General features: G+C 71.6%; 17 protein-coding genes and 1 pseudogene. 15 read left to right on the plus strand and 3 right to left on the minus strand.

What is annotated here, in order from left to right; genetic code table 11:
• The first annotated feature begins 185 nt into the window (after nt 1-185).
• Together AMK21_RS05975 and AMK21_RS05980 are read left to right on the plus strand one after the other, a co-directional pair.
• Complete coding sequence (locus AMK21_RS05975; protein ID WP_073874885.1) at nt 186-1,406, plus strand: transposase; 1,221 nt, start codon at nt 186-188, stop codon at nt 1,404-1,406.
• A gap of 34 nt (nt 1,407-1,440) precedes the next feature.
• The gene (locus tag AMK21_RS05980) at nt 1,441-2,130 is read left to right on the plus strand and encodes a response regulator transcription factor (protein ID WP_107429874.1); all 690 of its coding nucleotides are present in this window, start codon (nt 1,441-1,443) and stop codon (nt 2,128-2,130) included.
• Nucleotides 2,131-2,239: 109 nt separating this feature from the next.
• Here the strand turns inward: AMK21_RS05980 and AMK21_RS05985 are convergent, their stop codons facing one another.
• Nucleotides 2,240-2,995, minus strand: a complete 756-nt coding sequence (locus tag AMK21_RS05985) for an arylmalonate decarboxylase (RefSeq protein ID WP_073874889.1) — start codon at nt 2,993-2,995, stop codon at nt 2,240-2,242.
• A 226-nt stretch (nt 2,996-3,221) separates the two neighbouring features.
• Between AMK21_RS05985 and AMK21_RS05990 the strand changes: the two genes are divergently transcribed.
• The 11 genes and pseudogenes from AMK21_RS05990 to AMK21_RS06040 all read left to right on the plus strand — a co-directional run.
• Nucleotides 3,222-4,376, plus strand: a complete 1,155-nt coding sequence (locus tag AMK21_RS05990) for a LeuA family protein (protein ID WP_073874891.1) — start codon at nt 3,222-3,224, stop codon at nt 4,374-4,376.
• 44 nt (nt 4,377-4,420) lie between these two features.
• Nucleotides 4,421-4,606 carry a lysine biosynthesis protein LysW gene (locus AMK21_RS05995; RefSeq protein ID WP_015609635.1) on the plus strand — a complete coding sequence of 62 codons (186 nt, stop codon included), beginning with the start codon at nt 4,421-4,423 and terminating at the stop codon, nt 4,604-4,606.
• A gap of 1 nt (nt 4,607) precedes the next feature.
• The gene (locus AMK21_RS06000; RefSeq protein ID WP_073874893.1) at nt 4,608-5,462 is read left to right on the plus strand and encodes an ATP-grasp domain-containing protein; all 855 of its coding nucleotides are present in this window, start codon (nt 4,608-4,610) and stop codon (nt 5,460-5,462) included.
• The gene (gene argC / locus AMK21_RS06005) at nt 5,459-6,514 is read left to right on the plus strand and encodes an N-acetyl-gamma-glutamyl-phosphate reductase (protein ID WP_073874895.1); all 1,056 of its coding nucleotides are present in this window, start codon (nt 5,459-5,461) and stop codon (nt 6,512-6,514) included. Before AMK21_RS06000 ends, argC begins: the two co-directional genes overlap by 4 nt.
• On the plus strand, nt 6,511-7,350 hold the full coding sequence (locus AMK21_RS06010; protein ID WP_073874897.1) for an acetylglutamate kinase: 840 nt from the start codon (nt 6,511-6,513) through the stop codon (nt 7,348-7,350). Before argC ends, AMK21_RS06010 begins: the two co-directional genes overlap by 4 nt.
• A complete protein-coding gene (locus tag AMK21_RS06015) occupies nt 7,347-7,910 on the plus strand; it encodes a type 1 glutamine amidotransferase (RefSeq protein ID WP_073874899.1) in 564 nt (187 codons plus the stop codon). The genes AMK21_RS06010 and AMK21_RS06015 overlap by 4 nt, the downstream gene beginning before the upstream one ends.
• Nucleotides 7,911-7,987: 77 nt before the next feature.
• A complete protein-coding gene (locus tag AMK21_RS06020; protein ID WP_073874901.1) occupies nt 7,988-9,118 on the plus strand; it encodes a Glu/Leu/Phe/Val dehydrogenase dimerization domain-containing protein in 1,131 nt (376 codons plus the stop codon).
• Complete coding sequence (locus AMK21_RS06025) at nt 9,118-10,842, plus strand: AMP-binding protein (RefSeq protein ID WP_073874903.1); 1,725 nt, start codon at nt 9,118-9,120, stop codon at nt 10,840-10,842. Before AMK21_RS06020 ends, AMK21_RS06025 begins: the two co-directional genes overlap by 1 nt.
• A gap of 41 nt (nt 10,843-10,883) precedes the next feature.
• Nucleotides 10,884-12,191 (plus strand): pyridoxal phosphate-dependent aminotransferase, encoded by a 1,308-nt coding sequence (locus AMK21_RS06030; protein WP_073874905.1) that lies wholly within the window; start codon nt 10,884-10,886, stop codon nt 12,189-12,191.
• Between the two features lie 47 nt (nt 12,192-12,238).
• Nucleotides 12,239-13,177, plus strand: coding sequence for a fumarylacetoacetate (FAA) hydrolase (locus AMK21_RS06035; protein ID WP_073874907.1), 939 nt, complete (start codon nt 12,239-12,241; stop codon nt 13,175-13,177).
• Nucleotides 13,178-13,306: 129 nt separating this feature from the next.
• A pseudogene (locus AMK21_RS06040) lies at nt 13,307-13,647 on the plus strand (F420-dependent methylene-tetrahydromethanopterin reductase); the annotation flags it as partial.
• 457 nt (nt 13,648-14,104) lie between these two features.
• On the opposite strand, the gene AMK21_RS06050 reads toward AMK21_RS06040, so the two are convergent.
• Both AMK21_RS06050 and AMK21_RS06055 read right to left on the minus strand, forming a co-directional pair.
• Nucleotides 14,105-15,049: an oxidoreductase gene (locus tag AMK21_RS06050; protein ID WP_073874912.1), complete on the minus strand. Its 945-nt coding sequence runs from the start codon at nt 15,047-15,049 to the stop codon at nt 14,105-14,107.
• Nucleotides 15,050-15,228: 179 nt separating this feature from the next.
• Nucleotides 15,229-16,173: a carbon-nitrogen hydrolase gene (locus tag AMK21_RS06055; protein WP_073874914.1), complete on the minus strand. Its 945-nt coding sequence runs from the start codon at nt 16,171-16,173 to the stop codon at nt 15,229-15,231.
• A 147-nt stretch (nt 16,174-16,320) separates the two neighbouring features.
• Between AMK21_RS06055 and AMK21_RS06060 the strand changes: the two genes are divergently transcribed.
• Complete coding sequence (locus AMK21_RS06060; protein WP_073874916.1) at nt 16,321-17,469, plus strand: LacI family DNA-binding transcriptional regulator; 1,149 nt, start codon at nt 16,321-16,323, stop codon at nt 17,467-17,469.
• Between the two features lie 138 nt (nt 17,470-17,607).
• Complete coding sequence (locus AMK21_RS06065; RefSeq protein ID WP_073874918.1) at nt 17,608-18,834, plus strand: cytochrome P450; 1,227 nt, start codon at nt 17,608-17,610, stop codon at nt 18,832-18,834.
• Nucleotides 18,835-18,839: the final 5 nt, after the last annotated feature.

Genomic DNA, 18,839 nt, shown 5'->3' on the forward strand with positions numbered 1-18,839 from the left:
GCCCCGTGCGCCTCCTCCACGAGCCTCTCTCCCCGGACTGTTTCCGCAGGTAGGCGCGGGACCTGACGAAGTAGTCGGCCCACCCGGGAAACTTCCGTCCCGGACGGTATTTTCACCTCGTACTTCTGTTCCATGTATCCACTCGGGTGCAAGCGATATCAAGTATCGAGGGGAAGTAGCGTTACATGTCGTCAAGTGAGTTACGCGCGGTGGCGCCGGACAATGGCGCGTACATGCAGACGTTCATGGAAGATGTATTCCGGGCCTTCCAACGCCCCGAGCAGCGCCGTTGGGCCCAGGCCTATCTGTGGGCCCTGATCAACGTGTCGGGCAGGAAGACACCGCGCCGTATGGCACAGGCGAAGCCCCTGCCGTCGGCCGCCGCGCACGGCCTGCACCAGTTCATCAACGGCAGCCCCTGGGACTGGGTCCCGGTACGCCGCCGGCTCACCCAGTACGTGGCGGAGAACACCACCCCGAACGCATGGACCGTCGCCGAACTCATCATCCCCAAGCGCGGCGAACACTCGGTGGGCGTGCACCAGCGCACCGATCCGATGACCGGACGCCGCCTCAACTGCCAGCGGGCTCTGATCTTCTTCCTCGTGTCGGGCACCCAGTGCTATCCGGTGGAGTGGAGCCTCATGCTCGGCGGGCCGTGGGTCTCGGACCGGGAGCGTAAACGCCGAGCCCGTATCCCCGGGTCGGAAGCGGGGCGCACCCCTGGCGACCATGTCGTCAGGTACGCCGCCGAGGCGGCTGTGCAGCCCCATCTCCCGCGTCTGCCCTGGGTGCTGGACCTCACGCACTGCGACGACGCGGCCGGCGTCCTCGCGGGGCTCGCCCGGCTCAGGGCCGACGTGGTGTGCGAGGTCCACCCGAGTCAACTGGTACTCACCGGGCAGCAGTCACCCGCCCTGACCACGGTGGGCGCGCTGATGGAGGCGCGGCACGCGCGTCAGACGCATGTGCTGCTCCGGCAGCACCCCGGCGGCCGCGTCCACCCCGTACCTGTCCACGCCTCCGTGGGCACGGTGGGGCCGCCGCGGCCAGGCAACGGCGACGACGGCTCGCGCCCGTACCGCATTCTGGAGAGACCCGACCCGGACGGCAGGCAGCCGCCCCGGTACTGGCTCACCACCGACCATCGGGTGGAGGAGGCCCTGCGCCTCGCGCGCAGTCACACCGCGGCCCTCTCCACCGTGGCCACGCTGCGGCAGCATTTCGGCGTACTCGACTTCGAGGGCCGCTCCTTCCCTGGCTGGCACCACCACATGACCATGGCCTCGGCCGCCTACATAAGCCAGCGCCTCGTCGGCCCGCCCTCCAGCTCCCCAGCATCGCCGGGGGCACCGTTCCGCGCATGGGCGCCACCTCCCGTCGCGCTCATCGGCGCCACGAACTGATGTGGAACCCAGAAGAGAGAGCAAGGGGGAGCGCGTGAGACAGGTACTCGTGGTGGAGCAGGACTCCTCTGCCGCAGCGGCCATGGTGAGCGATCTGCGGCGGCAGGGGTTCACCGCCCGCAGTGTCTCCACAGGAGAGCGGGCGCTGCGGGTGTACCGCGAGATGGACTTGGTGCTGTTCTCCCTGGAACTGCCCGATATCGACGGGTTGGAATTGTGTCGGGACCTGCGCAGCGGCGGGGACACGGCCCTGATAGCGATCACCGATTCCGACGCCGAACTGGAGCGCGTCCTCGTTCTCCACGCGGGCGCGGACGACTGTGTGGTGAAAAGCTGGGGATTCCGGGAAGTCGGAGCCCGTATCGAAGCGGTACTACGCCGGGCCCGACCCCGACAGGACCTTCCGGGCGCCATTTCCCTGCGCCATCTCCATATAGATCCACGCCTGCGCGAAGTGCGACTGAGGGGCCGACCCGTCGGTGTCACGTCGAAGGAATTCGAGCTGCTCTACACCCTGGCCGCAACCCCGGAGACGGTCGTGACGCGCAAAGAGCTGATGGCCCGGGTCTGGGGCAGCGACTGGGGGCACACGAGCCGCACGATCGACACGCATGTGAGCAGCCTGCGGGCGAAGCTCGGATCCAGCGGCTGGATCATCACCGTCCGGGGCGTCGGCTACCGCATGGGGTACGCCTGGCAGATGCCGGAGACGACCGCCGGCTGAACGGACGGACGATACGGGGCCCCGGGGCGTACGCCTTGGGTTCGATCCTCCCCCCGGGGCGTACGCCTTGGGTTCACCCTCCCGGGGCCCCGCCCGACCGCCTCGTCCGTCACACCGCCGCCGCCAGCCGCCGGAGCAGCGGGTGGTGCGCCTCCCCCTTCTCCCCCACCGCCCGCCGCGCCCACCAGGCCGACGCCAGGTTCGACGTGAGCAGCGTGCGGCGCGGCTCGCTGCGGGCCAGCTCGGTCACGGCCGCGAGCGTGCCCATCCCCGTCCCGGTGAAGAGGAGAGCCGTGTCGGCCGGCAGCTCCCGCTCCCGTATCCGCCGCAGGATGGCCCCGGTCGTCACCTCGTACGGGTCGAAGTGCGCTTCCTCGCCCGGGCGCACGGCCTCCTCCGCCGGGACGAGCACCACCCCGTCGACCGTGAGGCCGGCCCGCTCCCAGAAGGCGCGGGAGGTATCGGTGAGCCAGGGCTCGTACGGGGAGACGAGCGTCAGCCGCTGCACCCCGAGCGCCTCGCAAGCCGCGAGGATCGCCTGCGTGGAGGACTGCACGGGCGAACCGGCACGTTCGGACAGTTCGTCGCAGAAGGCCCGGTCGCCCTCCGGTTCCAGCAGGTAGTGCGACGCGCTGCACGCCACGACCGTGGCGTCCAGGCGCAGTGCGCCGAAACTGCCGAGCAGCTCGGGGAGCACCTCGTTGTACGTCTCCAGCATCGCCCTCAGTCCGGCCCCGGGCGTCACCGGGAAACGGGAGGCGTACACATTCATTCCGAAGCCGAGCAGGTGGTTGAACTCGGGTTCCGCCGTCGGGTTTTCCGGCGGCACGACGACCCCCAGCCGGGGCAGTGAGAAGAGATCCATGGAAGTACCGTAGGGCGTACGTCACATCGACGGGCTTTCTGCGTCCCCTATTTGGCACGCTCGCACATCACCCTTGCACTTCCTTTCCTTCCTGACATTCCTTGACACTCCGCAACACAGCCCTGACTCGGCAGATATTGCTCTTCTCAGCCAGGCACCGAAGGATATGCATCAGCGAATGCGGCCCTGATCGCAGACCCCTTTCACGGAAAGAGGAGCAGAGGAAATGGCAGCAGAAGGCCCCGAGAAACTGGAGAAGCCGCCCCATATATCGGACGCGACCCTGCGGGACTCCGCACATATGGCGGGGGTCGAATTCGGCCCCGAGGACGCCGCCGCCATCGCGGACTTGCTGGTGCGCACCGGCGTCGAGCTCGTCGAGGTGGGCATGGTCTCCGGGCCGGACTCCAAGGACGCCGACCTCGTCCTGGCCACCCACGAGGCGGTCACCCCCGAGCGCAGTATGACGCTGGTCGTCGTCCGCGACCGCCGCCAGGTCGCCCGCGCGCTGGACGAGGCCGAGCGCCTGGGCGTGCGGCACATCATGTACTCCATCCCGACCTCCGAGCAGCACGCGCAGCTGAAACTCGACTCGGCGAGCCCCAAGTTTCTCCAGGCGCTCGCACGGTCGGCGATCCAGCAGGCGAAGGAGCGCGGCTTCCACGTCACGTTCAGCGGTGAGGACGGCGCCCGCACACCCCGGGAGCGTCTCGTCCCCTATGTGGAGGCGGGGTTCGCGGCGGGGGCCGACCGGTTCCGGCTCGCGGAGACCGTGGCGTACCTCTCGCCCTGGCAGATGGAGGAGGTCATCGCGGATATCACCGCGATCGACGGCTCCGAGATCGAGATCCACTCGCACAACATGCTGGGCATGGCCGTCGCCAACTCCCTGGCCGCCGTCCGGGCGGGGGCCCGGTGGATCTCCGCGACCGTCGGCGGGATCGGCGAGCGCGGCGGCAACGCGCCGCTGGCCGAACTGCTCACCTCGCTGCGGGTCATCCACGGCGACACCCGCTTCGACCTCACCCATCTCACCGAGCTCTCCCGGATCGCCCTGCGGGGCGCCGGTCTCGGGGAGGCCTTCCAGTCCGGGCCGACCACACCGCACGCTTTTGCGTACGAGCTGCCGGGCCAACTGAGCCACCCGCAGGCCTACGAGACACTTCCCGCCGAACTCGTCGGCAACAGACGCGAGTTGCGCGTGCGCAGCCGCCTCACCACGGCCCTGGTCAGCTGGGCCCTGGCCGACTCGGGACTGGAGGTGGACGTCGACGCCTTCACCCCGTGGCTGGCCGAGCGGCAGGAGCGGGACGGCCGCCCGCTGCTGGACCGGGACACGATCCGCAAGGCCGCAATCGACTTCCGCCCGGCGCCCGCGTAACCCCTCGCACCGCGCAACCACCACACACAGCAACGGAGTTCACGATGTCCACCGCCACCCTGACCGGCGTATGCCCCGAGTGCGAGACCGACCTGACCGTCCCCCCGGTCACCCTGGGCGAGACGCTCTCCTGCCCCGAGTGCATCCTGACTCTCCGCGTCGAGGCCGTCGAGGACGGCCGGCTGACGCTCGAGATGGTCGAGGTGCAACTGCGCGACTGGGGCCAGTGACATGGACGCTCTCCGTCCCGTCGCCCTCGTCGCGGACCGTATCGCCTGGGAGGAACGCCTGCTCATCGAGACGGCCCCGACCTTCGGCCTCCGTATCGACTGGGTCAACGACGAGTCCCTCTCCCTCGGCCACCCCGACGCCCCGGCGATCAAGGGGTACGACAGCCTCCTCGTCCGCAGCCGCAGCTACACCCGCGGCGGGCTGATCTCCAGCCTCGCCGAGGCGGCCGGCGTCCCCACGCTGAACACCGCCCGGGCCATCCACGCCTGCGAGAACAAGGCCGCCCTGCGCGCACTGCTCCAGACCGCGGGCGTACCCGTCCCGGACCACCGGCTCGTTCTCTCCCGCAAGGACTTCGACAAGGCTCTCGCGGACCTGCCCCTGCCCCTCGTCCTCAAGCCCGTCTTCGGCGGGATGGGCAAGCGGGTCACCCTGATCCGGCACGCCGACACCGCGCACTCCGTCTACGACTACATCGAGGACCTGGCCCACGCCTTCGAGCAGGCCAGCGTGGTGGAGCCCTACCTCGGCGGCAGCTCGGTGCGATGCCTGGTCGTCGGGCGGGAGCTGATCGGGGCCGCGGAGTTCGAGAGCGGCGGCAGCGACTGGCGCAACAACGCCGCCCTCGGCAACAGGAACCGCCCGGTAGCCCACGACCCCGACGTCCTGAAGATCGTCGGCGGTGTGGTGGATGTGCTCGGACCCGGCATCTACGGGGTCGACCTCTTCGCCACCCCCGACGGCTACGTCGTCAACGAGGTCAACCACGCCCCCGGCTTCCGAGCCGTGGCGTCCGCCACCGGAGCGGACATCCCCTCAGCCATATGCCGTTACGTGCAGGAGTTACTCGCATGATCCGTGCAGGAGTCGTCGGCGCCTCCGGGCTCGCCGGCGGCGAACTCATCCGCCTCATCACCCAGCACCCCGACCTGGAACTCACCTTCCTGGGCGGCTCCTCCAACATCGGCCGCCGCCCCTCCGAGCTCCACCCCGGCCTCCGCCTCGACCAGGGCCTGACCGTCCAGCCGGTCACCGACGACATCGTGGACAAGGTCGACGTCCTCTTCCTGGCCACCCCGGCGCCGGTATCGGCCGAGCTGTCCTCGCTGCTCGCCGACCGCATTCCGGCCATCGTCGACCTCAGCGGCGCGTTCCGCATCCGTACGCCGGAGCTGCACGACCGCTGGTACCCGAAGGTCAAGCGCCGCACCGACCTCGCGGACCGCTTCGTCTACGGCGTACCCGAGCTGATCGGTGACCAGCTGAAGGACGCCGCGCTCATCTCCCTGCCCGGCTGCTACGCCACCGCGATCACCCTGGGCCTGGCTCCGCTCGTCCTCGGCCTCGGGCTCGACCTGAAGACGGTGGTGGTGGACGGCAAGAGCGGGTCCAGCGGCGGCGGCATCCAGCTGCGCACCTCCGACCTGCACCCGTTCCGGGCCGGGGCCATCGCCCCGTACTCCCCGACCGGGCACCGGCACGCCGCCGAGGTCGGCGACTTCCTGGAGCGGAGCAAGCCCGGGACTGTCGGGAACCTCTCCATGTCGGCGTACGGCGTCCCCAACGTACGCGGTTTGCTGACCAGTTCGTACGTGTTCACCGACGAGAAGGTGGACCAGCGAGAACTGAGCCGGGCCTTTCTGCGCTTCTACAAGGGGCGCCCGTTCGTCCGGGTGCGCCGACACAACGAGACGCTGATCCCGGTGCCCGACCCCCAGGTCGTGCTCGGTTCCAACTACGCCGACGTGACGGTCCTGCTCGACGAGGAGGGCGGCCGGATCGTCGTACTCGCCGCGCTCGACAACCTGGTCAAGGGGGCCGCGGGCCAGGCCGTGCAGGTGACGAACCTGCGGTTCGGCCTGCCGGAGGAGACCGGGCTGACACAGCAGCCGGTGATGCCGGCATGAGCGCCGGGCGTTCCCTCTCCGGAGTTCCCACGGTGGTCAAGCTCGGCGGCAGCTGCCTCGACGACCTCGACGGCACCTGGTGGGACGACCTGGCCCGTCACGGCCAGGAGCGGCCTCTGGTCCTCGTCCACGGCTGGTCCAAGCCGCTCAAGAAGCTCGACGCCCGCCACAGCGAGCCGTCGGCGATCCTGCGCGACCGGTACGGCAACCAGAGCCGGTGGACCACACCCGAGGTCATCGACGACATCAGGACGGTCAGCGCCGTGCTGGCCGAAGACGTCCTCGCGCGGCTGGAGAGCCGTGGCATCACCGCGGAGCGGCTGCTCGGCAGCGACGGGCTGGTCAGTGCGGGCGAGAGTGAGCGCTGGTGGTGGCGGGAGAAGCAGCTCGTCGAGCTGGAGAACCTCGTCGGACCGATCACCGGGGTCGACCCGACCCCGCTGAAGAACCTCCGGCCGGGCCATGCCTACCTGGTCACCCCGCTCGCCCGGAACGAGGCGGGCCAGGAGGTCAACACCGACGCCGACCGGGCCGCCGCGGCGATCGCCGGGGCCACCGGCGCGACCGACCTGGTCCTGGTCACCGATGTCGGCCATCTGCTCATCGACGACGAGCCGGTACGCCGGATCAGCGCCGACGACGCGGCCGCCTTCCGTGACAAGGGGGCCCGGGGCGGCATGCGCAAGAAGCTGCGGGCCGCCGGCGAGGCCCTGGAGCACGGCGTCGATCGGGTCGTCATCGGCAGCGCCGCCGTCACCGAGCTGCTGGACGGCTCGACCGGCACGCTGATCACGAAGGCTCCGGGCGGGGCCGATACGTCAGGAGCTGTCGCATGAGTCGGTCCCGCGTCCTGGTCGTCAACAACGGCACGCTCTCACTCAAACAACTCCGCTCCCGCTTCGAGGTGTTGGGTTCGGATACGGAAGCGGTCGACGCTTCGTCCGTGCCCGCCCGGGTGGACGGCCGCTACCAGGCGATCGTGCTGAGCGGCACCAAGGTGCGCGCGTACGACAGCGAGTTCTACAAGCCCCTGATCGACCTGGTCACCACAGCGGACGTGCCGGTCTTCGGCATCTGCGGCGGGATGCAGATCCTTGCTGTCGCGGCCGGCGGGCGCCTCGCGGAGGGGCCGCAGCGGGTCGGGGGCTACGAGGTGCAGGTGGACACGGGGGAGCCGCTCTTCACCTACGTGAAGCCGACGGTCACCGTCTTCCACCGGCACACCCTCTACCTCCAGGAGGCCCCGGCGGGCTACCACTCGATCGGCCGCTCCGAGCACGCGCCCGTGGAGTTCCTCCGCTCGGACGACGGCCGGATCCACGGCTCCCAGGCTCACCTGGAATTCCGGAAGGACGGCCTGGAGATCCTGCGGGGCTTCGCGCAGCTCTACCAGTGACCCGAGCCCCTACGTACGCGAACCCACTCGACGTAGGCGCACCCCCTCACACCTTCGGACAGAACAAGGACTTCGCCATGAGCACTCTGGAAGAACCGCAGGACCCCGCCCTCACCGTCCACCTCAACGGCAGCGGCGGCGCCATCAAGGGATGGGTGGTCGTCGACACGCTCGTCGACGGCCTGGCGATGGGCGGCACCCGAATGACCACCGGGGTCACCGAGGAGGAAGTCGCGGGCCTGGCGCGGGACATGACCGAGAAGTTCACCCTGGCAGGGCTCCGCATCGGCGGCGCCAAGGCCGGGCTGGTCGCCGACGCCACGAACTCCGAAGGTCCTGACCGCGAGGAGACCTTCCGCACCTTCGGCCGCACGGTGAAGCCGCTCCTGCACGGCGGCATCCACCTCGGCATCGACATGGGCGTCACCCCCGCCGACCGGGCCGTCTTCTTCGAGGAGGCGAAGTACGACCCCCGCTACCGGCTCGGCGCCCCCGACATGCCGATCGACTGGCGTACGTACTACGAGCCCTTGATCGACGCCACCGGCCACGGGGTCGGGGTCGCCGCGATCACCGCCCTGGAGGCGAGCGGCCGCACCGAGCCCGCCCGGGTCGTCGTGCAGGGGTTCGGGGCGGTGGGCCGGGCGGTGGCACGGTTCCTGGAGGACCGGGGGCACATCGTCGTGGGCATCGCGGACATCCGGGGCACGATCAGCGCTGAGCGGCTGCCGGTGTCCGAACTGGTCGCCATGACCGACCAGTTCGGGGCCATCGACCGCACCCGGCTACCGCAGGGCGTCAAGCTCTCCGCCGAGCCGGACGCCTGGCTCGACGTGGACGCGGACATCCTGATCCTGGCGGCTCAGAAGTACGCGATCAACGCCGAGAACGCCCACCGACTGCGGGCCGGCCTGGTCGTCGAGGGTGCCAACCTCGCCTCCAGTGCGGCGGCGAAGGAGAAGGTGGCCGCCTCGGGGGCCGGACTGGTCCCGGGCGTGATCGCCAACATCGGCGGCGCGGCCTCGGCGGCCCTGGCCGTCACCCGGGTCGTCCCGTTCGACCTGGAGGCGGAAGCCCGCAAGGCGTGGGTCTTCGACTGGGTCGGTGACCGGGTCCGGCAGAACACGCGCGACCTGCTGGAGATCGCGGCCTCGCGGGCGGGCGACCCGCTGCCCGAGCTGCTCGCGGCCCGCCGGAAGGAACGCTGATGCGTACGGCGGTCGGGAGCCCGCCGACCCCTGAAGCCTCGGCCGTCGTACCCGAAGGGCGCGCCGCCGAGTACCGCCGCCGGGGCTGGTGGCGGGAGCAGACCTTCCTCGACGACCTGCACCACCAGGCCCGGGAGCGCCCACGCCGGCTGGCCATCGCGGGCCGACGCGTGGCCGAGTCCCGTACCGACACGCTCGACTACGCCGAACTGAACCGGCTGACCGACCGGTTCGCGCTGGCCCTGCTGGACCTGGGCGTCCGGCGAGGCGACTTCGTCGCCGTACAGCTGCCCAACCGGTGGGAGATGGTGCCGCTGATCTTCGCTTCCATCCGGATCGGCGCGGTCATCATCCCGATCTCGCCCATCTGCACGGAGGAGGAGCTGCGCCACCGCCTCGCCCTCACCGAAGCGCGGGTGTGCATCACGCTCCCCGAGTGGTCGGGCACCCCGCTGGCTGAGATCGCGTCCCGCTTGCTGGGTGAACTGCGTTCTCTGAAACACGTGTTGGTGGTGGATGGCCCGCTGCCGGAGGGCACTCTCCCCTTTCACCAGCACTTCGTGGAGGCGAAACGGGAGGAGCAGGCGGGCGCCGCCGACCGGCTGGCCGGTCTGGCTCTCGGCGCGGACGACCCGTTCGTGGTGCTGTTCACCTCCGGCACCACCGGCCTGTCCAAGGGGGTCCTGCACAGCCAGAACACGGTGCACTCGGCCGTACGCGGGTACGTCGACGCGTTCGGAGCGGGCGAAGGCGGCGGCGGTGACGGCTGGGTGGTGGCGGTTTCCACGCCGCTGGTGCACTACTCGGGCTTCGCGCAGGGTGTGCTGGCCGGCGTCATGCTGGGCGGCACGGTCGCCTTCCAGGACGTCCGCCGCAACGAGGCGTTGCTCGACCTGGTGGAGCGGTACGGCGCGACCCTGCTGTACGGGCCGCCCGCCACCCTCGCCGATGTGGTCGCCTCCCAACGGGCCGAGCGGCGGGACACCAGCACGCTGCGGCATGTGGTCATCGGCTCGGCGCCGGTCCTGAAGGAGCTGGCCGACGAGGTGCACGAGACGCTCGGCGCCCGCGCCCACTCCCTGTGGGGCATGTCGGAGAACGGCCCCGTGACCGTCACCCGGCCCGAGGACCCCACAGGATGGTCGGCACGGAGCAACGGCCGCGCGATCGATGCCATGGAGACTCGGATCGAGGCGTCGGAGGCGTACGGGACCCCGGGCGCCGAGGGCGCCGTGGGCCGGCTCAAGGTGCGCGGGGCGTCGCTCGCGTTGGGGTACCACCGGCGCCACGAGGCGTTCGCGGCCGAGCTGGACGAGGACGGCTGGTTCGACACCGGCGACCTCGCCCGGGACGACGGCCGGGGCGGCATCCGCATCATCGGCCGGGCCCGCGACGCGGTCCTGCGAGAGGGGCGGGTGGCGCCGATGACGGAGCTGGAGGCGGTGATCGGCAGCCACCCAAGGGCGGAGGAAGCCGCTCTGGTGGGTCTGGAAGCGACTGGCGGAGAGGGCCCCGGCAACGTGATCGTCGCCGTCGTGGTCCCACGCGACGGCCGGGGCCCCACGCTGGAGGAGGTCCGGGCCCGGGTCACGGAGGCGGGCCACGACGCCCGCTTCCTACCCGACCGGGTGGAGCTCGTCCCCGCCCTTCCGAAGACGCTGACCGGCAAGGTCCGCAAGGCCGAGCTGCGTGAGCGGTACGCCACGAGCACCACCCCCGCCTGACCTCTGTCCACCCCCTCCACCCACCGAGCGCTGGAGCTGTGATGCCCGAACCCACACCGGTCTCCATGTCGGCGACCCTGGCCGCCGACGAGGCCCTGGCCCGCCGGCGCCGGGCCGGGGAGCGGGTCATGTCGATGGCCAGCGGGGAGATCGGCCTGCCGGTCCTCCCCGCGCTCAGGGACCGGCTCGCGGCGGCGGCCGACGAGAACGCGTACGGCTCCGTCGCCGGGAGCCCCAGCCTGCGGACCGCCGTCGCCGGTTACTGGGAGCGGCGCGGTCTGGACGTCGATCCGGGCCTCGTCGTGGCGGGTCCAGGCAGCAAGTCGCTGCTGTTCGCGCTGCTCCTGGCCATCGGCGGCGACGTGATCGTGCCGGTGCCGAGCTGGGTGAGTTACGCCGCCCAGGCCCGGCTGGTCGGGGCGCGTCCCATCCCCGTACCGATCCTGCCGGGGCAGGGTGGGGTGCCCGATCCGGACCTGCTGCGCGAAGCGGTCGCCGACGCCCGGGCGGCCGGACAGCGCCCCCGGGCGGTGGTCGTGACCGTGCCGGACAACCCGACCGGCACGGTAGCCTCGGCCGCCACCGTACGACGGCTGGCGCAGGCGGCCCGCGAACTGGACCTCGTCATCGTCTCCGACGAGATCTACGGCGACCTGGTCTACGACAGCTCCGAGCCTGCCGTCTCGCCGGCCCTGCACGCCCCCGAGCGGACCGTCGTCACCACCGGGCTCACCAAGAACCTGGCGCTCGGCGGCTGGCGCACGGGCGTGACCCGGCTGCCCGACAGTGAGCTGGGACGCGCCCTGCACACCCGGCTCCTCGCGGTCGCCAGCCAGATCTGGTCGAGTCCGCCCGCGCCGGTGCAGACGGCGGCCGCGTACGCGTTCGGGGAGCCGCCGGAGGTCGTCGAGCGGGTCGCGGCGAGCCGACGGCTGCACGAGAAGGTGGTGCGCGCGGTCGCCGCCCGCTTCACCGCCGTGGGCGCCGGGCTCGCGCCCATCGCCGCGACCTGCTACCTCTACCCGGACTTCGAGCCCCTGCGCGAGCACCTGGCCGAAACCCACGGCGTACACGGCGGCGACGGTCTGGCCGCGCTGCTCTCCGAGCGGTACGGGGTCGGCGTCCTGCCCGCCACCGCGTTCGGGGATGCCGCCCGCCCCCTGCGCATCCGTGCGGCGACCAGCCACTTCTACGGCGAGACCGCCGAGCAGCAGACCGCGGCACTGGAGGCGGCGGGGTCGGCGGATCCGCTCGCCCTGCCGTGGATACGGGAGTCGGTCGACCGGGTCGGTGAAGTCCTGGCCGACCTGACGTCGGCACCGGTCCCGGCTTCCGCCCCGCACGCCTGATGTCACCCCAACTCACCTACGCACCAACGACGTCATAGGAGTAATCGATGCCCCACTCCCACCTCCCCGTCCTCTTCGAGGCGCTGTACCGGGGCGAACGCCACGTCGGCTTCGGCCACCCCGAGGAGGGCACGCCGCAGACCCTGTACCGGGTGGAGGACGGCCAGGTCGCCGCCGCCTTCATCGCCACCGACGGCTCGGAGGAGGCCCTGCGGGCCGCACTCACCGAGGGTGCGGCGACCGTCGTCGTCACGGCCGGTGACCCTGCACTCCGCCTGCTGCCGCCCCTCCTTCCGCAGGCCACGGGCAACGCCCTGCTGAGCGGCTTCATGGGCACGCACAAGAAGAAGTGGGGCGGCGAATCCGCTCCGGAGGACGGGGAGTTCACCCCGCCCAAGTGGTTCTTCAAGGGGTTCGGCGACTGGGTGAAGCTGCCTGGCGAGGACTTGGTCGTCCCGGCCCGACCGGTCGCCCTCATCGAGGAGCCCGAGATCGCCCTCGTCTACGTCAACGACGCCGACGGCATCCCGCACTACGCCGGCTACACCTTCGGCAACGACCTGTGCGACATCGGCCTGCACCGCCAGGACCCGGGCTACAACCCGTACTGCAAGCTGTGCGACACCGCCCTCACCCCGTGGCTCTTCCTCGGCCCGCCGCCGCGTACGGTGACCGGCCGGGTCACCATCGTCCGGGACGCCGCGACGGCCTGGGAGGGCCCGTTCGACTGCGGCGACGACGCCCTCTACTACCGGATCCAGGACATGGCGGACCACCTGTTCACCTTCCCGGCGGTACGGCGGCCCGGGTTGGTCAACTACGTGCTCCTGGGCGCCGACGAGGCGAGCTTCCACGACGGGTTCCGGATCGCCGACGGCGATCGGATCGCCATCGACGTGAAGAGCCACGGGGTCACCTTCGAGAACCGCGTGCGCTACGTCTCCCCGGCCCCGTACACCACCCCGGCGCCCGTCGCCACGGCATGAACACCCCGTGAGGTGGAGCGGGTGACTGTGCTGACGCCATCCGGCACAGCCACGCTCTGAGATCCACCACCCCACCCGTCCCACCCCGCCGCCGCCGGACTACGCAGAAGGAGACCGCGAGACCGCACCGTGCCCGCCACCACCAAGAAGCAGGTTCGTCTCGCAGCGCAGCTGCCCGGCATCCACCATGTGAGCGTCCGGTCGGACCCGCGCGCCGAGAGCCAGACTGCCATCGACTCCTCCATCCGGCTCGCGCAGACCGTCGAACGCGGCAAGTTCGACTTCTTCTTCCTCGCCGAAGGGTTGCGGCTGCGCGAGCACAAGGGGCATGTCCACGACTTGGACGCCGCCTGAAGGCCGACACGGCGACGGGAGAGTTCGTCGCCGCCGGGGCCGGCCGCTTCGCCCACCGGGGACAGCACTTCGACACCTCCGGCCGGTTCACCACCCCGCCAGGACCGCAGGGCCACCAAGCCCGGCGGCCTGGCGCGAGGAGGGCGCCCGGCCGGGTGAGCTCCTCGACGCCGCGTACACCGGCCGCGACACGGCGCGACGCCCACCGCGGACCTTCGCGGACCTCGTCGTCTTCCTGGACGACGAACCGGGCTCCGCCGCACGACGCGAGACCCGCCTCGACGAGGCGGACGGAGCCGAACCGGCTTCGGACGCCGAGATCTTCGCCGGCACTCCCGCCGAACTGGCCGACCTTCTCCTCGACTGGCGCTCCACCGGCCTGGACGGCTTCCGCCTCCGCCCGGGCACCCTGCCGCACGACCTCATGGGGATCGCCCGGGGCGCGGTCCCCAAGTTGCAGCGGCGCGGAGTGTTCCGTACGGAGTACGCGTCCACGACGCTGCGCGGCCACCTGGGGTTGGCACGGCCCGCGAGCCGCTACGCGAAGGCGGTTGACGCGCGGCGGAAGCGAGGTCAGCCGGTCGCCGCCGCGCTCCGGTGCAAGGTCTCCAGCAGCTCCAGCTCGTCCTCGGACAGCCGCAGGGCTCCGGCGGCCACGTTGGCGGCGAGGTGGCCGAGGTCACCGGTGCCGGGGATGGCCAGGACGTGCGGCCCCCGGTGCAGGGTCCACGCCAGCCGGACCTCCGCCGGGCTCACCCCGTGCGCCTGCGCGACGGTGAGGATCTCGGCGGGCTCGGCCCCGGTCGCGCCGCCCTCGCCGCCGGCCGCGGCTATCGCGTAGAACGGCACGAACGCGATCCCCTGCTCGCCGCAGTCCCGCACGAACGCGTCGTCCTCGGACGACCGCATGCCGATCCCGTACCGGTTCTGTACGCAGACCACCGGGGCGATGGCCTGGGCCTCGGCGAGGTGGGCGGGGGTGACGTTGGACAGGCCGAGGTGGCGGATGAGCCCGGCCTGGCGCAACTCGGCCAGAGCACCGAAGCGCTCGGCGATCGAGTCCGTCCCGACGATCCTCAGGTTCACCACGTCGAGGTGGTCGCGGCCGAGTTGGCGGAGGTTCTCCTCGACCTGGCCGCGCAGCGCCTCGGGGGTGCGGGCGTGGGCCGCCCACTCGCCCGTGAGGTCCCGGGCCGGGCCGACCTTGGTGGTGATCACGAGGTCGTCCGCGTACGGGGCGAGGGCACTGTTGATCAGCTCGTTGGCCGAGCGCAGCGGGGAGAAGTAGAAGGCGGCGGTGTCGATGTGGTTCACGCCGAGATCGACGGCCCGGCGCAGGACGGCCAGGGCGGCTTGGCGGTCGCGGGGGACGGCGTCGGGCACGAGCGCCCCGCCGGTCTGCGGCAACCGCATCGTGCCGAAGCCGACGCGGTTGACCGGCAGATCGCCGAGGGTCCAACGGCCGGACGCGGCCGCGGTGATCGGGGCTGTGGTGCTCGCGGAGCTCGTGGAAGTCATGTCTGAATGATCTCCGCTCGGCGTGCCTCCGGGCCATGGGATCATCCCGCCGATCCGCCCTGAGGCCCGCCGAGCCCCGAAGCTGAGGAGGCCCCCAGGGCCGTCGGTCTCCCGGGCCTGTCAGTCCGCCGGCCCCCGAGCCCGTCAGTCCGCCAGTCCCCAGGGCCCGTCAGAACACCTCAGTCCGTCACCGTGAGCGGACCGTACGCGTCCGGGCGGCGGGTGGTCAGGAACGGGAACAGCTCCAGCCAGTCGCGGCGGGCGTCGAGATCGAGGTCCGCGACCAGGACGGCCGGCTCGTCGCGCGGGGCCTGGGCCAGGACGCGGCCGTACGGGTCGACGATGAAGGAGCTGCCGTAGAAGGTGAGCCCGTTCTCGGCGCCGATCCGGTTGGGAACGATCATGAAGGTGGCGTTGGCGATGGCGTTGCCGGTGATCACCTTCTGCCACAGCGGCTGGGAGTCGAAGCCGGGGAAGCCGGGCTCGGAGCCGATGGCGGTCGGGTAGACGAGGACGTCGGCACCGGCCAGCGAGTAGGCGCGCGCCAGCTCCGGGAACCACTGGTCCCAGCAGGTCGGCAGGCCGAAGCGGGCCTCGTCGACCGTGACCAGCGGGAAGGCGTCGTCGCCCGCCGGGCCGGCGCGGAACCAGTCGTCCTCGTAATACCCCTCGGTGACCGGGATGTGGGTCTTGCGGGTGCGCTGGGCGAGGGTGCCGTCGGGGGCGACGAGGATCGCGGTGTTGTAGCCGAGGCCGTCGTCCTGGCCGTCGGGCGCCGGGGCCTTCTCGTACAGGGAGGCGTGGACGTGGAGGCCGTGCTCGCGGGCGGCCTCGGCGGCGAAGGTGAAGGTGGGACCGGTGAGCAGCTCCTCCGGCTCGGCCGGCGCGGGGTGGTCGGCGCGGCGGACGACCGCGAAGTACGGCGAGAGCGTCAGCTCCTGGAGGCAGACCACCCGCGCCCCCTCGGCCGCGGCGAGGCGGATGCCCTCCCGCAGGGCGGCGCGGTGCTCGGCGGGGTCGCGGTGCCACCGCTGCTGGACGGCCGCGACGCGCAGGGGGGCGCGCTCGGCGGGGCGGGTCCGGGTCGGGGAGGCGGGCGGGTTGTACGCGGTGATCAGGCGCATGACCAGTTCCAGGGGGGGGGAGGGGCCGGGGGCAGGCACGGGGCGGAGGATTGCCGGAACGTTCCGGCAGGGACCGAATCTAACCGTGCCGGAACGTTCCGGCAACCCATCACCTCGCACGATCACCACCGTCTAGACTTCACCCCCGTGACCTCCCGGACCGTGACCCTGCTCGACGTAGCCCGCGCCGCCGGGGTCTCCAAGAGCACCGCCTCCGACGCCCTCCAGGGCTCGGGCCGCGTCGCGCGCGCGACCAGGGACCGGGTCCGCGCGGTGGCGGAGGAGCTCGGCTACCGGCCCAACAGCGCGGCGCGGCGGCTCCGCCGCTCCAGCACCGGGGCCATCGGACTGCACCTGCCCCAGACCGCGACCCGGCTGGATTACTACATGAACCTCGCCTTCGGGGCCGTCGCACGCGCCCAGGAGGAAGGCCTCGACGTGGTCCTCCTCGCCCCGGCGAGCACCGCGGGCGCCGTGGCGGGCCCGGGTGGCACGAGCGGACCGGTCGCCTCGCGGGTCGACGGGCTGCTGGTGATCGACCCCGAGGTGGACGACAGCGCCGTGCCGGGGCTGCTGGACGCGGGGGTTCCGGTGGTGACCGGGGAGCGCTACCTCGGCCCCACCGCCACCCCCACCGGCGCCGTGATCTGCGACAACGCCGCCTCCCTCACCGCGCTCCTGGACCACGTCACCGAACGCGGCGCCCGCCGCCCCGCCGTCCTGGCACCCGCGGGCACCTCCGCCTGGGCCACCGCCCTGCGGGCCACCGCCGCCTCCTGGGGTCAGGAGCGCCGGGTGGACGTGGCGCTGCGGACCGTGCCGTTCGCCGCCACGCCGGGCGAGGCCGAGCAGACGACGCTCGCCCTGCTGCGGGCGGACCCGGCGGTGGACGCGGTGATCTGCGCCCCGGACGGCGCGGCCCCGGGCGTCCTTCGGGCGGCGGCGACTCTGGGCCGTACGGTCGGCAGCGCCTCGGGCCGTACGGTCGGCACCCCCTCCGGCCGTACGGTCGGCGAGACCAGCACCCCCCGGACCGGCACCCCTCGCCGTACGGTCGGCGAGACCGGCGCCCACCCCCGTACCCGTACCCCCCTCCTCGTCGCCTCCTGCGTGGACGGCACCGCCACCCGCTCCGCCGAGCCGCCCGTCACCGCGGTCGACCTGCGCCCCGCCGCGTACGGGCGCGCCTGCGCCGAGCTGCTCTGCGACATCCTCGCGGGCCGCACGCCCCCCGACACCGTGCGCCGCCACGCCTGGGCACTGGAGACGCGGGCCTCCACCGTCGGGCCCGCCTGAGCAGGACAGCGACGCGGCGCGAGGAGCACCGCGCCCGGGCCCCAGCGCAACCGATCAACTCAGCACCGCAGTCAGCCCGTTGTGGCAGGGTGGAGTCGTGGCGCGCACGCGCGCAAGCGTCTTCTTGAGGGAGTGTGTATGCCCACCGCACACCAGGTGCCAGACATCCTGTCACCCGATTTCGAGGCGAATCCCTATCAGGCGTACCGCCTGATGCGCGACGCGTTCCCCCTCTTCCGACACGAGGCCACGGGGAGTTATGTGATCTCGCGCTACGAAGATGTGGCGTACGTCTTCAAGGACAAGAAGGGCGAGTTCACCACCGAGAACTACGACTGGCAGATCGAACCCGTACACGGACGGACGATCCTCCAGCTCAGCGGAGGCGAGCACGCCGTGCGCCGGGCCCTGGTGGCTCCCGCCTTCCGGGGCAGCGACCTGCGGGAAAAGTTCTTACCCGTCATCGAACGGAATTCACGCGAGCTGATCGATGATTTCCGCGCCTCCGGTTCGGTCGACCTGGTCGCCGACTATGCGAGCCGTTACCCGGTCAATGTGATCGCGGACATGCTGGGTCTCGACACGGCCGACCACGCGCGATTCCACCGCTGGTACACGGCCGTCATCGCCTTTCTCGGCAACCTGTCGGGCGATCCGGAGGTCGCCGAGGCGGGTGAGCGGACGCGTGTCGAGTTCGCCGAGTACATGCTGCCGATCATCCGGGAACGGCGGAGGAATCCGGGCGACGACCTGCTGTCCACGCTGTGCACCGCCGAGGTCGACGGCGTCCGGATGAGCGACGAGGACATCAAGGCCTTCTGCAGCCTGCTGCTCGCCGCCGGCGGTGAGACCACCGACAAGGCGATCGCCGGCATCTTCGCCAACCTCCTCCTCCACCCTGAGCAGTTGGAGGCGGTCCGCGCCGATCACTCCCTGATCCCCCAGGCGTTCGCCGAGACGCTGCGCTACACCCCGCCGGTCCACATGATCATGCGACAGGCGGCGACGGACGTGGAGCTCAGCGGCGGCACCGTACCCGCGGGAGCCACCGTCACCTGCCTGATCGGCGCCGCCAACCGCGACGAGAGCCGCTACCGCGCCCCCGACACCTTCGACATCTTCCGCACCGACCTGACCACCACGACCGCCTTCTCGGCGGCGGCCGACCACCTCGCCTTCGCCCTCGGCCGCCACTTCTGCGTCGGCGCCCTGCTGGCCAGGGCGGAAGTCGAAATCGGCGTCGGCCACCTGCTGAACGCCATGCCCGACCTGCGGGTCGCCGACGGCTTCGACCCGGTGGAGCACGGCGTCTTCACCCGCGGACCGAAGACGCTGCCGCTCCGCTTCACCCCCGTGTCCGGCTGAGCGCG

The organism is Streptomyces sp. CB00316, from assembly GCF_001905595.1.
Taxonomy (GTDB): Bacteria; Actinomycetota; Actinomycetes; order Streptomycetales; family Streptomycetaceae; genus Streptomyces.

Excerpts from the sequence above, each read along its gene's own strand:
- AMK21_RS06030 (WP_073874905.1), top strand. The coding sequence starts at position 10,884 with ATGCCCGAACCCACACCGGTCTCCATGTCGGCGACCCTGGCCGCCGAC.
- AMK21_RS05975 (WP_073874885.1), top strand. The coding sequence starts at position 186 with ATGTCGTCAAGTGAGTTACGCGCGGTGGCGCCGGACAATGGCGCGTAC.
- AMK21_RS05995 (WP_015609635.1), top strand. The coding sequence starts at position 4,421 with ATGTCCACCGCCACCCTGACCGGCGTATGCCCCGAGTGCGAGACCGAC.
- AMK21_RS06010 (WP_073874897.1), top strand. The coding sequence starts at position 6,511 with ATGAGCGCCGGGCGTTCCCTCTCCGGAGTTCCCACGGTGGTCAAGCTC.
- AMK21_RS06015 (WP_073874899.1), top strand. The coding sequence starts at position 7,347 with ATGAGTCGGTCCCGCGTCCTGGTCGTCAACAACGGCACGCTCTCACTC.
- AMK21_RS06050 (WP_073874912.1), bottom strand. The coding sequence starts at position 15,049 with ATGACTTCCACGAGCTCCGCGAGCACCACAGCCCCGATCACCGCGGCC.
- AMK21_RS06025 (WP_073874903.1), top strand. The coding sequence starts at position 9,118 with ATGCGTACGGCGGTCGGGAGCCCGCCGACCCCTGAAGCCTCGGCCGTC.
- AMK21_RS06035 (WP_073874907.1), top strand. The coding sequence starts at position 12,239 with ATGCCCCACTCCCACCTCCCCGTCCTCTTCGAGGCGCTGTACCGGGGC.
- AMK21_RS05985 (WP_073874889.1), bottom strand. The coding sequence starts at position 2,995 with ATGGATCTCTTCTCACTGCCCCGGCTGGGGGTCGTCGTGCCGCCGGAA.
- AMK21_RS06055 (WP_073874914.1), bottom strand. The coding sequence starts at position 16,173 with ATGCGCCTGATCACCGCGTACAACCCGCCCGCCTCCCCGACCCGGACC.
- AMK21_RS06065 (WP_073874918.1), top strand. The coding sequence starts at position 17,608 with ATGCCCACCGCACACCAGGTGCCAGACATCCTGTCACCCGATTTCGAG.
- AMK21_RS05990 (WP_073874891.1), top strand. The coding sequence starts at position 3,222 with ATGGCAGCAGAAGGCCCCGAGAAACTGGAGAAGCCGCCCCATATATCG.
- AMK21_RS06020 (WP_073874901.1), top strand. The coding sequence starts at position 7,988 with ATGAGCACTCTGGAAGAACCGCAGGACCCCGCCCTCACCGTCCACCTC.
- argC (WP_073874895.1), top strand. The coding sequence starts at position 5,459 with ATGATCCGTGCAGGAGTCGTCGGCGCCTCCGGGCTCGCCGGCGGCGAA.
- AMK21_RS06000 (WP_073874893.1), top strand. The coding sequence starts at position 4,608 with ATGGACGCTCTCCGTCCCGTCGCCCTCGTCGCGGACCGTATCGCCTGG.